Origin of the sequence: Streptomyces sp. NPDC058375 (assembly GCF_042723425.1) — a bacterium.
GTDB classification, from domain to species: domain Bacteria; phylum Actinomycetota; class Actinomycetes; order Streptomycetales; family Streptomycetaceae; genus Streptomyces; species Streptomyces durocortorensis.
On the sequence record NZ_JBHXJG010000010.1, the window covers coordinates 16,547 to 28,847 of the forward strand.

General features: G+C 72.8%; 11 protein-coding genes. 7 read left to right on the top strand and 4 right to left on the bottom strand.

What is annotated here, in order from left to right; translation table 11 throughout:
- The first annotated feature begins 11 nt into the window (after positions 1-11).
- From egtA to egtD, 4 genes are read left to right on the top strand one after another with little or no spacing between them, the layout of a single operon-like run.
- A complete protein-coding gene (gene egtA / locus ACFWM7_RS03480) occupies positions 12-1,484 on the top strand; it encodes an ergothioneine biosynthesis glutamate--cysteine ligase EgtA (RefSeq protein ID WP_383254530.1) in 1,473 nt (490 codons plus the stop codon).
- Positions 1,481-2,884: an ergothioneine biosynthesis protein EgtB gene (gene egtB, locus ACFWM7_RS03485; RefSeq protein WP_383254532.1), complete on the top strand. Its 1,404-nt coding sequence runs from the start codon at positions 1,481-1,483 to the stop codon at positions 2,882-2,884. Before egtA ends, egtB begins: the two co-directional genes overlap by 4 nt.
- Complete coding sequence (gene egtC / locus ACFWM7_RS03490) at positions 2,884-3,639, top strand: ergothioneine biosynthesis protein EgtC (RefSeq protein ID WP_383254534.1); 756 nt, start codon at positions 2,884-2,886, stop codon at positions 3,637-3,639. The genes egtB and egtC overlap by 1 nt, the downstream gene beginning before the upstream one ends.
- Complete coding sequence (gene egtD / locus ACFWM7_RS03495) at positions 3,636-4,598, top strand: L-histidine N(alpha)-methyltransferase (RefSeq protein WP_383254536.1); 963 nt, start codon at positions 3,636-3,638, stop codon at positions 4,596-4,598. Before egtC ends, egtD begins: the two co-directional genes overlap by 4 nt.
- Here the strand turns inward: egtD and ACFWM7_RS03500 are convergent.
- From ACFWM7_RS03500 to ACFWM7_RS03510, 3 genes are all read right to left on the bottom strand, one after another.
- Complete coding sequence (locus tag ACFWM7_RS03500) at positions 4,541-5,437, bottom strand: lysophospholipid acyltransferase family protein (protein ID WP_383254538.1); 897 nt, start codon at positions 5,435-5,437, stop codon at positions 4,541-4,543. The two genes, egtD and ACFWM7_RS03500, sit on opposite strands and share 58 nt — an antisense overlap.
- A complete protein-coding gene (locus ACFWM7_RS03505; RefSeq protein ID WP_383254539.1) occupies positions 5,434-6,315 on the bottom strand; it encodes a GNAT family N-acetyltransferase in 882 nt (293 codons plus the stop codon). Before ACFWM7_RS03505 ends, ACFWM7_RS03500 begins: the two co-directional genes overlap by 4 nt.
- Positions 6,316-6,519: 204 nt before the next feature.
- On the bottom strand, positions 6,520-7,776 hold the full coding sequence (locus ACFWM7_RS03510; RefSeq protein ID WP_383254540.1) for an extracellular solute-binding protein: 1,257 nt from the start codon (positions 7,774-7,776) through the stop codon (positions 6,520-6,522).
- Between the two features lie 201 nt (positions 7,777-7,977).
- Here ACFWM7_RS03510 and ACFWM7_RS03515 point away from each other — a divergent pair, with 201 nt between their 5' ends.
- A complete protein-coding gene (locus ACFWM7_RS03515) occupies positions 7,978-8,193 on the top strand; it encodes a dodecin (protein ID WP_030081618.1) in 216 nt (71 codons plus the stop codon).
- On the opposite strand, the gene ACFWM7_RS03520 is transcribed toward ACFWM7_RS03515, so the two are convergent.
- On the bottom strand, positions 8,194-8,682 hold the full coding sequence (locus ACFWM7_RS03520; protein WP_383254542.1) for a hypothetical protein: 489 nt from the start codon (positions 8,680-8,682) through the stop codon (positions 8,194-8,196).
- Positions 8,683-8,760: 78 nt separating this feature from the next.
- On the opposite strand from ACFWM7_RS03520, the gene ACFWM7_RS03525 reads away from it, so the two are divergent.
- Together ACFWM7_RS03525 and uvrA are read left to right on the top strand one after the other, a co-directional pair.
- A complete protein-coding gene (locus tag ACFWM7_RS03525; RefSeq protein WP_383254544.1) occupies positions 8,761-9,759 on the top strand; it encodes an MsnO8 family LLM class oxidoreductase in 999 nt (332 codons plus the stop codon).
- A 119-nt stretch (positions 9,760-9,878) separates the two neighbouring features.
- On the top strand, positions 9,879-12,293 hold the full coding sequence (uvrA, locus tag ACFWM7_RS03530) for an excinuclease ABC subunit UvrA (protein ID WP_383254547.1): 2,415 nt from the start codon (positions 9,879-9,881) through the stop codon (positions 12,291-12,293).
- Positions 12,294-12,301: the final 8 nt, after the last annotated feature.

A 12,301-nucleotide genomic window follows, 5' to 3' on the forward strand; every position in this document is an offset into this window, starting at 1 on the left:
AGGAGGCCCTCATGGCCTTGGACATTCCCGGCGCAACCGGCTCGCGACCGGACGCCGCCCCCCTCGATGAGAGCGGGGCAGAGGATTTACTGCGCGGCATATGTTTCAAGACGGGTCCGCCCCGAACCGTGGGCGTGGAACTCGAATGGCTCATCCATGACCGGGAACGTCCGGACGTCCCGGTCGGGCAGGAGCGGCTGGACAGCGCCGTCGAGGCGGTCCGCGCGCTGCCGCTGAGCGCCGCGCTGACGTTCGAGCCGGGCGGGCAGCTGGAGCTGAGTTCGCAGCCGGCCGGCTCGTTGATGGAGTGCGTCGAGACGACTGCGGGCGATCTGGCGGCGGTCCGCGCCTCGCTCGGCGCGGTCGGGCTCGCGCCGGTCGGGCTCGGTGTCGACCCGTGGCAGTCGCCGCGCCGCCGCCTGCGGGAGCCCCGTTACGACGCGATGGAGGTCGCGCTGGACCGGTCGGGGCCGGCCGGGCGGACCATGATGTGCGCCTCCGCGTCGGTCCAGGTCTGTCTGGACGCAGGCGAGGAAGAGCCGGGGCCGCTCGGTTACGGACGGCGCTGGCAGCTCGCGCACCTGCTGGGCGCGGTGCTGGTGGCAGCGTTCGCGAATTCGCCGTTCCAGCAGGGGCGGCGGACCGGCTGGCGCTCCACCCGGCAGTCGCTGTGGGCCGACCTCGACCCGGGCCGGACCCTCGCCCCGGGCCACGGGCGCGCCCCGCGCGAGGCCTGGGCCGCACATGTTCTGGACACGACCGTGCTGTGCATCCGGCGCGAGTCGGGCCCGTGGGACGTGCCGGAGGGGCTCACCTTCCGCGAGTGGATCCGCACCGGGTCGCCCCGGCCGCCGGTGCAGGCAGATCTCGACTACCACCTCACCACGCTGTTCCCGCCGGTCCGGCCGCGTGGCCATCTGGAGCTGCGCATGATCGACGCGCAGAGCGGGCCCAACGGGTGGCTGGTGCCGCTCGCCGTCGCCACGGCTCTGTTCGACGACCCGGAGGCCGCCGAGACCGTTTACCGCGCCGTGAAACCGCTGGCCGAGACGGCGGGGCCCGCGGCCGCCCCACGTAACCCGCTCTGGACGACCGCTGCCCGCGAGGGTCTCGCCGATCCGGAGTTGCGGGCCGCGGCCACGGCCTGCTTCGGGGCGGCGCTCCCGGCGCTGGGGCGGATGGGGGCGAGCGACGCGGTGCGCGACACCGTGGCCGCCTTCACCGACCGTTATGTCGCCCGGGGCCGATGTCCGGCCGACGATCTGCCGGACCCTGGCGACCTCACCGACCCGAGCCTGCTCACCGATCCGGGGCCGCTCACGGATCCGAGCCCGTTCTGCGACCCGGGCTCGCTCGCCGATCCGAGCACGCCGTCCGATCCGAGCTCGCTCTCCCGCCCCGGTCCGCCGACCGGACCGCCCGCGGGCCCGGTCGTCGGCCGGCCGACGATCCCGCCGCATCCCGGAAAGGCGGCCTCCGCATGACCGAGCCCCGTGAGGACTTCGCACACCGCGAGCACTCCGACGCCTTCGACCCCGCCCGTTCCACCGCATCGGCCGGCTTTCCCGTCGCGTCGGGCATCGATCCGGAGACCCTGCGGAGGCGCGCCCTCGACGCGCTGCTGACCGCCCGCGACCGTACCGCCCTGCTCACCGACAGTGTGGACGATGGCGAACTGACCGCGCAGCACTCCCCGTTGATGTCGCCGCTGGTCTGGGACCTGGCGCACATCGGCAACCAGGAGGAGCAGTGGCTGCTGCGTGCCGTCGGTGGCCGGGAGGCACTGCGCCCGGAGATCGACGGGCTGTACAACGCCTTCGAGCACTCCCGCGCCTCCCGTCCCTCGCTGCCGCTCCTGGCCCCCGCCGAGGCCCGGACGTACGCCTCCGACGTACGGGGGCGGGCGCTGGACCTGCTGGAGGGCGCACCTCTGCACGAGGGCGGGCGGCCGTTGGAGCGTGCCGGGTTCGCCTTCGGGATGATCGCCCAGCACGAACAGCAGCACGACGAGACCATGTTGATCACCCATCAGCTGCGTACGGGACCGGCGGCGCTCACCGCACCCGCCCCGCCCGCACCCGTCGACGCCGAGGCGTTCTCGGACGAAGTCCTCGTTCCCGGGGGCCCGTTCACGATGGGAACCTCCGCCGAGCCGTGGGCCCTGGACAACGAACGCCCCGCGCACCGGCGCGAGGTGGCGGCGTTCCACCTGGACACCTCGCCGGTCACCTGTGGCGCGTACCTCCGCTTCATCGAGGACGGCGGTTACGGGGACGCCCGTTGGTGGGCTCCCGAGGGCTGGACCATGATCCAGGAACACGACCTGGAAGCACCGCTGTTCTGGCGCCGGGATGCCGGGCAGTGGCTGCGCCGCCGGTTCGGGGTGACCGAGCCGGTGCCGGACGACGAGCCGGTGCTGCACGTCAGCTGGTACGAGGCGGACGCGTACGCCCGCTGGGCGGGGCGGCGGCTGCCCACGGAGAGCGAGTGGGAGAAGGCCGCCCGGCACGATCCGGTCTCCGGCCGCTCCAGGCGCTATCCGTGGGGCGACGAGGATCCGACGCCGGAGCGGGCCAACCTGGGGCAGCGCCATCTGCGTCCGGCGCGGTCCGGGGCGTATCCGCAGGGCCGGTCGCCCTCCGGGGCGGGGCAGCTGATCGGCGATGTGTGGGAGTGGACCGCCAGCGACTTCCTGCCCTACCCGGGGTTCGTGGCGTTTCCCTACCGCGAGTATTCGGAAGTGTTCTTCGGCCCGGGCCACAAGGTGCTGCGCGGTGGTTCGTTCGCCGTGGACCAGGTCGCCTGCCGGGGCACCTTCCGCAACTGGGACCTCCCGGTGCGGCGGCAGATCTTCGCCGGTTTCCGTACCGCGAGGGATGCCTGATGTGCCGCCATATCGCCTACGTGGGCGGTCCGGTGGCGCTCGGCGATGTTCTGCTGCGGCCTGAGCACTCGTTGGTGCGGCAGTCCTGGGAGCCGCGCCGCCAGCGCTACGGAACGGTCAACGCGGACGGTTTCGGCGTCGGTTGGTACGCGGACGGGGATCCGGTGCCCGGACGCTACCGCCGGCAAGGCCCCATATGGGGCGACGAGACCTTCACCGACCTGGCCCGGGTGGTCCGCAGCACCGCGCTGCTCGCCGCCGTACGGGATGCCACCGAGGCGGGTGCGGACGGGGAGGCCGCGGCCGCGCCGTACGCCGCCGGGCGGATGCTGTTCAGCCACAACGGGGCGGTGAAGGGCTGGCCCGGTTCGCTCGCCGGCGCGGCCGCCGCCCTGCCCGCGGAGAAGCTGCTGTCGCTGGCCGCCCGTAACGACTCGGCACTGGTCTGGGCGCTGATCCGGCACCGGATGGACGCCGGGGACGACGTGCCGCGCGCCGTCGCGGAGACGGTCCGCGAGGTCGCGGCCGCCGCGCCCGGCTCCCGGCTGAATCTGCTGCTCACCGACGGCGCCACCATCACGGCGACCGCCTGGGGCGACACCCTCTGGTACCTCACGGAGCCGGGCCGCCGCACCGCGGTCGCCTCGGAGCCGTACGACGACGACCCGCTCTGGCGCGAGGTCCCCGACCGCACGCTGCTGGTCGCGACCGCCTCGGACGTCCTGCTCACCCCGCTCAAGGAGCCCGCCGCGTGAGTCCCTTTCTGCTGACCCGTACCCTGCCGGTGGACGCGACGGACGCGGCGCTGCGCGCCGACGTTCTGAGCGGCCTGACCCGGCATCCCAAGACGCTGCCGCCGAAGTGGTTCTACGACGCCCGCGGCAGCGAGCTGTTCGAGGAGATCACCCGGCTGCCGGAGTATTACCCGACCCGCGCGGAGCGGGAGATCCTGCAGACCCGCGCCGAGGAGATCGCCGCGGCTTCGGGGGCCCGGACCGTGATCGAGCTGGGCTCGGGGTCGTCCGAGAAGACCCGCCATCTCCTGGACGTCCTCCCCGACTTGCACAGTTACGTTCCCGTGGATGTGAGCGAGAGCGCGCTGACGGGGGCGGCCGAGTCGCTGCTCGCCGAACACCCCGAGCTGTCCGTCCACGGACTGATCGCGGACTTCACCGGCGGCCTGGCCCTGCCGGGGACGCCGGGGCCGCGCCTTGTGCTGTTCCTGGGCGGCACGATCGGCAATCTGCTGCCGGAGGAGCGGGCGGCGTTCCTGCGGTCGGTGCGCTCGCTTCTCTCGCCCGGTGACGCGCTGCTGCTGGGCACGGACCTGGTGAAGGAGGAGGAGACGCTGGTGGCCGCGTACGACGACGCGGCGGGGGTGACGGCGGCCTTCAACAAGAACGTTCTGAGCGTCGTCAACCGTGAGTTGGGGGCCGATTTCCCGCTCGACGACTTCGATCACCTGGCGGTGTGGAACCCGCGGGAGCGGTGGATCGAGATGCGGCTGCGGGCCCGCCGGGCGCTGAGCGTCAAGATCCGGGAGCTGGATCTCGTGGTGCCGTTCGAGGCCGGTGAGGAGCTGCGTACGGAAGTGTCGGCGAAGTTCCGGCAGGAGGACGTCCGCGAGGAACTGGCCGCCGCCGGTATGCGGCCGGCTCAGTGGTGGACGGACTCGGCGGGCCGGTTCGCCCTGTCGCTGGCCACGGCGGTCTGACAGCAGCGGCAGGGTTTTTCCGTGTTGAGGACGGCCGTTCGTGCCCTGTCGGCCAGGGCGCGGCGGCCGTTCTCGCCGTCTGCGGGGATCGGCGCGAGCACGTCGATGTGGGCGGTGAGCCCGGCCGCCCGCACCACCCGCCACAGGGAGGCAGCGAGCGGGTCGGACCCGACGAAGGCGACGGCGCCCGCGGCCGGTCCGTCGTGGTGTGCCGCGGTGCGGTAGGCGACGCGGACCGGCCGGACCGTCGCGCCGACGTCGATCGCCGCCTGGAACGCGGCGGGCCGGAACGCGCCGCCGCCTCCCCGTCCGCACCAGGTGCTGCCCTCGGGGAAGACCACGACCCGGGAACCGGAGCGCAGGGCCGTCGCGATGGTCCGTACGGCGGCGGGCAGGGCGCGCAGCCGTTCGCGGTCGATGAACAGGGTGCCGCCGAGCGCGGCGAGGGGGCCCAGCAGCGGCCAGCGCCGGATCTCGCTCTTGGCGACCATCCGCCCGGGCAGCACGGAGGCGACCAGCGGTATGTCGAGCCAGGAGATGTGGTTGGCGACGACGAGTTCCCCGCCCGGGGCGTCGCCCGAGGGGTGGTCCACCGCGTGCCGCCGGACCGTGACGCGTACGCCGAACGCCCGTGGAACGGCGTGCGCCCAGCGCCGGATCAGCCGGCGCCGCGGGGCGGGCCCGAGCAGCCGGACCAGCGGGACGCAGGCGACTCCCAGCAGGACCAGGGTGCACCCGGACAGCAGCAGGAGGGCGGCGGGCAGCGGAGCGCGTACCGCTCCGGTGTGCCGGGCGCAGCCGGCCGGGGTGCACGGGGCGACGGGCAGCCAGACACTCATCGCAGCGGGGCCAGGGAGAGGAAGTGGCGCAGGTAGCGCGGGTCGGTGCGGCGCATCGAGAGCAGGACGTACAGGTCGGCGACGTTGAAGTCGGGGTCGTACGCCGGGGCTCCGCAGACCTGGGCGCCGAGCCGGAGGTAGCCGCGCAGCAGGGGCGGGAGGTCGGCCCGGGAGCCGGCTTCCGTGCCGTGGGCGGAGGAGTCCCAGAGGCGGTGCGGGGTGACCCAGTGCTCCTGGGGCGCGAGGTGCGACGCGCGTACGGTGTTCCAGCTCCGGGCGGCCGACACGCCGCCGTCGGCCAGCGGCAGGGAGCAGCAGCCCGCGATCCAGGTGTGGCCGGTGCCCTCCATGTAGCGGGCGAGTCCGGCCCAGACGAGGGCGACGACCGCGCCGTCGCGGTGTGCGGGGTGGACGCAGGAGCGGCCGACCTCTACGAGGTCGTGGCGGATCGGGGCGAGCCGGGTGAGGTCGAACTCGCTCTCCGCGTAGAGGCGTCCGGCGCTCCGGGCCCGGTCCGGGGGCAGCAGCCGGTAGGTGGCGACGTCTCCGGTGGCGGTCTCGCGGACCAGGAGGTGGTCGCAGTACGCGTCGAAGGCGTCGCTGTCCAGACCGGGTTCGGGCCCCTCGAGCCGGGCTCCGAGCTCACCGGCGAACACCAGGTGGCGCAGGCGCTGCGCCGCGCGCAGGTCCTCCTGGCAGGTGGCGAGGGAGACGCGGTAGGCGGGTTCCGGGGCGGTGGCCGGTTGGGGGCCGGAGGCAGAAGCGGGGCCGGGGACGGAGGCAGGAGCCCGGGCGGAGGCGAGGGCCGGGGCGGAGGCGGGAGCGGCGGGGTGCGGGGCGGGAGCGGCGGGGTGCGGGGCGACGGGCAGCACGGTCATGGCGGTCTCCGGGGACGGGAGCGGTCAGGGGCCGGGCCGTCGCGGGTGCGACGCACCGACCCCCTACTTCTCCCGTTACCGGCTGGATTCGACGTGACCGCCGTGGGGAGCGCGGATGTGCGACGGCTGAATCCCAGGGACGGAGCGTCCGCCGGGCCGCCGCCCGGATCCCCCCGGCCGCCGTCCGCCGCCCCGGGCGTGGGCTCAGCCGCTGCCGGTGAGCATGGCCGTGATGCGCTCGGAGGCGGTCTTGGCCTCCTGGGCCGGGTCGCCGCCCTGGAGCACGGCCGTCATGTAGGGCTTGATCGGGTTCTCCGCCTCGACCCTGGCCCACTGGGACGAGTTGGGGGTGGCGCGGCCGCGCGTGGCGCCTTCGGCCATCGCCGCGGTGCCTTCGTCGCCCTCGATGACATGGGCGAGGTTCGGCTTGTTGGGAACGTAGCTCATGCTCCGGGCGAGCTCCGTCTGCCACTTCTCGCTCGCCAGCGCCTTGACGACGGCGATGCCGGCGCTGCGCTCGTCGGCGTTCTTCGGGACGATGAGGTCGGAGCCGCCGGTGAATACCGAGCCTGGGGCTTTCGCGGTCTTGCCGGGAATGGGGAAGTAGCCGAGTTTTCCCTTGAGTTCGGGATTCTTCTGCTCGATGAGCGCGGCGCTGCCAGGCACCGAGATGATCTGGGCGACATCGCCCTGGGCGAATACGTCGGTCTGCGGGGGCTTCTCCTCGTCGGCGTCCTTGGGGCCGTCGCCGAGCGCCTGGAGTTCCTGGTAGAACTCCATGCCCGCCAGGGCCTGCGGGGTGTCCAGGGCGCCCTGCCAGTCGCCGCCGTTCTCGTCGGCGAGCTCGCCGCCCTCGTCCCAGATGAATCCGGCGAGCACGTACCAGTTCTGGCCGGCCAGGTAAATGCCTTGATTCCCCGCGTTGTTGAGCTTCTCGGTGGTGGCGATCCACTCGGTGCGCGTCTTCGGGACGGAGTCGATGCCCGCTCCCTCGAAGATCTCCTTGTTGTAGATCACCACCCGGTTGGCCGCGTACCAGGGGATGCCGTACTGCACACCGTTGATGCTGCCGGGCTGGGCCAGGCCGGGCAGCCAGTCCTCGCTGCCCAGGTCGCGCATCGATTCGAGGGTCAGATCCCGCAGGCCGCCGCTCTCCGCGTACTGCGCGACCTGCGTGTTTCCGACCTCGATCACGTCCGGGGCGTCGTCGCCCTCCAGCGCGGAGATGACCTTGGGGCCGATGCCGCTCCACTCCTGGATCTTGAAGTCCAGCTCGATCGAGGGGTTCTCCTCCTCGTACGAGCGGGTGAACTTGTCCAGGAAGCCGGGCGAGACGCTGTCCTTCATCAGCCAGACCGTCACCGTGCGGTCACCGCCGCCCGAGCCCGATATGTAGCCGCATCCGCCGAGTGCGACGGTCGAGACGAGCGCGATGGCTCCGGCCAGGATGCGGTTCTTCACGTGGTCACCTTCTGCGAAACGGCACGACGAAATCGGACCCGGTGTGGGGGATTGCGGGCGGCGCTCGCACGGGTGGTTGGCTGAATTTTGGTATGGACCAATCAGTAGGTCAAGGCGGACGCCCGTCCCGATTCGCCCCGCCCTCCCCCTCGCGGGACACCCGGGATTGGGGCAACGTGGTCACAGGAGAGGAGACAAACAATGGCGAACCACACCTATCGGGTCACCGAGATCGTAGGAACCTCCGAGGAGGGCATCGACGCGGCGATCCGGAACGGCGTCGCAAGAGCGGCGGAAACGTTGCACAATCTCGATTGGTTCGAGATTAATCAAGTTCGCGGCCATATCGAAGATGGCCGAATCGCGCACTATCAAGTCGGCCTGAAGGTCGGTTTCCGGCTCGACGAAAATACCTGATCAGGTACGCCCCTCGCGTTCCTGCGCATCCTTCAGCGCCGCCGAAGGATCGGCCAGGCGGGCCCGCACCACGGCAAATCCGGCCACCTCGGCCGCATCGCAGACCAGCTCGTCGTCGTCCACGAGCATGCGCACCTGCCCCGTCCGCCCCAGCCGCCGGAGGATGTCCAGCTTCGTCCGGCGGGCGGGGCGGCGGTCGTCGTTGCGCCGCATGAACAGCGTGCCCTCGGGCAGCCCCTGACGGCTCAGCCAGCGCACGGTGTCGCGGCGGCACCGCTCGGGCCGTCCGGTCAGATAGACGATGCGGCACTCCTCGGCGCTCGCGAGCACCATCCGTACGCCCGCCGGGAGCGGCGGATCGTCCACGGCCGCGGCGAAGAACCCGGGCCAGTCGCGCTTCGCGCCCTCCAGGAAGTGCTGTCGGTGGGCGGTGTCGGCAAGCGTGCCGTCCAGGTCGAAAACGGCCAGCGGCCGTGCGTCGTCACTCACTCCCCCAGCTTAGGAACAGCTGAGGAAGCGCCTCGGGAATCCCTGCGGAACGAGCGCGTTGAACTGAGCGTGAGCTCCGTGATCGCGTCGACCCGCTTCTCCGTCCTGGACCGTTCCCGCACCCGTGAAGGGCACGACGCCCCCCGGGCGCTGCGCGACACCGTGGACCTGGCCCGGGAGGCGGAAGCGCTCGGCTTCCACCGCTTCTGGGTCTCCGAGCACCACGGGGTGCCGGGCGTCGCGGGGTCGGCGCCGACGGTGCTGGCGGCCGCCGTCGCCGCCGCGACCTCCACCATCCGGGTCGGCACCGGCGGAGTGATGCTGCCCAACCACCGGCCGCTGGTCGTCGCCGAGCAGTTCGGGGTGCTCGCCTCCCTCTTCCCCGGCCGGATCGACATGGGGCTCGGCCGCTCCGTGGGTTTCACAGACGGCGTACGGCGGGCGCTCGGCCACGGCAAGGAGGACGCCGAGGACTTCCCCGGACGCCTCACCGAACTGCTCGGCTGGATCGACGGCACCCAGCAGGCCCACCCCGGGGTGCACGCCCACCCGGCGGAGGGCCTGCGCATCCCCGCGTACGTGCTCGCGATCGGCGAGGGCGCGTCGGTGGCCGCGGCCACCGGGCTCCCCCTCGTCATCGGCGATCTGCGCGGCAGGGAGAAGGTGCTGCGCGCCATCGAGGTCTACCGCCGCGACTTCCGCCCCTCAGCCCGCGCCGAGCGGCCCGAGGTGATCGTCGCGGGCACGGTGGCCGTCGCGGGCACCGAGGAAGCGGCCCGCCGGCTGCTCGTACCGGAGGCGTGGGCCATGGCGTACTCCCGTACGCACGGGGACTTTCCGCCGCTGGCCCCGGCCGAGCGGGTCGAGGCGCTCACCATGACGGCCAAGGAGCGGTCGCTGTACGAGCGGGGGCTCGACGGCCACATCCACGGCACCGAGGACCAGGTGACCGCCCAGCTGGAGCGGGCGATCGGGGAGACCGGGGCGGACGAGGTGCTCGTCACGACCAGCACGTACGACCGGGAAGGGCTGATTGACTCGCTGCGGCGGCTCGCGCGGATCGCCCGCCCGGGCTGATGCCCATGCCGCGCGCTGCCCGGTCCCGGGCGGCCGCCACCGGCACTGACGCCTAGAATCGAACTGTTTGTCCCTCCAGGTCCAGGCGTCAGCACCCCACCCGTACGGAGCCGAGCCCCATGCCCTCCCCCCACGATCCGTACGTCCGGGTGCGCGGCGCCCGCGAGCACAACCTCAAGAACGTCCGGGTCGACATCCCGCGCGACACCCTGACCGTCTTCACGGGCGTGTCGGGGTCGGGGAAGTCCTCGCTGGCGTTCGGAACCATCTACGCGGAGGCGCAGCGCCGCTACTTCGAGTCGGTCGCCCCGTACGCCCGGCGGCTGATCCATCAGGTGGGCGCGCCGGCGGTCGGGGAGATCACCGGGCTGCCGCCCGCCGTCTCGCTGGAGCAGCGGCGCTCCGCCCCGGGGGCCCGGTCGTCCGTCGGGACGGTGACCACGCTCTCCAATTCGCTGCGGATGCTCTTCTCCCGCGCGGGGGACTATCCGCCGGGGGCCGAGCGGCTGGACTCCGACTCCTTCTCCCCCAACACCGCTGTCGGGGCGTGCCCGCAGTGCCATGGGCTGGGACGGATCCACCGGACGGACGAGGAGCTGCTCGTCCCCGATCCCTCGCTGACGATCCGGGAGGGGGCGATCGCCGCCTGGCCGGGTGCCTGGCAGGGGAAGAACCTGCGGGATGTGCTGGACGCGCTGGGGTACGACGTCGACCGGCCGTGGCGCGAGCTGTCGGCGAAGGACCGGAAGTGGATCCTGTTCACCGACGAACAGCCGGTGGTGACGGTGCATCCGGTACGGGACGCAGGCCGGATCCAACGCCCGTACCAGGGTACGTACATGAGCGCCCGGCGCTATGTGCTGCACACCTTCGCCGACACCAAGAGCCGGTCGCTGCGGGCGAAGGCTGAGCGCTTCCTGGCCAGTGCCCCGTGCCCGGTGTGCGGCGGGAGCCGACTGCGGCCCGAGGCGATGGCGGTGACGTTCGCCGGGCGGACCATCGCGGAGCTGGCCGGGCTGCCGCTGTCCGTGCTGTCCGAGGTGCTGGCGGAGGCCGGGGCCCACGGCGAGGAAACGGCCCGGGTGCTGACGGGCGGTCTGCTGGCGCGGATCGGGACGGTGACGGAGCTGGGGCTCGGCTATCTGAGCCTGGACCGCACGGCCCCGACCCTGTCCTCCGGTGAGCTTCAACGGCTGCGGCTGGCAACGCAGTTGAGGTCGGGTCTTTTCGGTGTCGTCTATGTGCTGGACGAGCCGTCGGCCGGGCTGCATCCGGCGGACACGGAGGCGCTGCTCGAAGTCCTGAGCCGGCTGAAGGAGGCCGGGAACTCGGTCTTCGTGGTGGAGCACCAGATGGACGTGGTGCGGCGGGCGGACTGGCTGGTGGACGTGGGCCCGCTGGCGGGGGAGCACGGCGGGCGGGTGCTGCACAGCGGGCCGCCGGAGGGGCTCGCCCAGGTTCCGGAGTCGGCGACGCGGCGGTTTCTGTTCGAGGAGGGGCCCGCGCCGGTTCGGGAGCCGCGCACGCCGTCCGGGTGGATCCGGCTCACCGGCGTGGAGCGGCACAATGTGCGGGGCGTCGACGTGGCGTTCCCGCTCGGGGTGTTCACGGCGGTGACCGGGGTGTCCGGCTCGGGCAAGTCGACCCTGGTCGGCCAGGTGCTCGCCGGGGTGCTCGCGGACCGGCAGGCGGGCGAGGAGCCGGGACCGGGCGAGCGGTACTGCCGGGCGGCCACCGGCCTGGAGGCGGTGGACCGGCTCGTCCAGGTCGACCAGAAGCCCATCGGCCGGACGCCGCGGTCCAATCTGGCCACGTACACCGGCCTGTTCGACGGCGTACGGAAGCTGTTCGCGCGGACGGAGACAGCGCGGGAGCGCGGCTACGGGGCGGGGCGGTTCTCGTTCAACGTGAGCGGCGGGCGGTGCGAGACCTGCCAGGGCGAGGGCTTCGTCTCGGTGGAGCTGCTGTTCCTGCCCAGCACCTACGCGCCCTGCCCGGACTGCCACGGTGCGCGCTACAATCCGGAGACCCTGGACGTCACGCTGAAGGGACTGACGGTCGCTCAGGTCCTGGATCTCACCGTGGAGTCGGCCGCCGAGTTCTTCGCCGGGACGCCGGCCGTCGAGCGCGCACTGACCACCCTGCTGGACGTGGGGCTCGGCTATCTGCGGCTCGGCCAGCCCGCGACCGAGCTGTCCGGAGGCGAGGCGCAGCGCATCAAGCTGGCGGCGGAGCTCCAGCGCACCCGGCGCGGGCACACGCTGTATCTGCTGGACGAGCCGACGACAGGGCTGCATCCGGCCGATGTGGAGGTGCTGATGCGGCAGTTGCACGCGCTGGTCGACGCCGGGAACACGGTGGTGGTCGTGGAGCACGACATGGCCGTGGTGGCGGGCGCGGACCAGGTGATCGACCTGGGCCCCGAGGGCGGGGACCGGGGCGGCCGGATCGTCGCGGCCGGCACCCCGGCCGAGGTGGCGCGGGAGGCCGGGAGCCGCACGGCGCCGTATCTGGCGAAGGCGCTGCGGAGCTGACCGTGCGG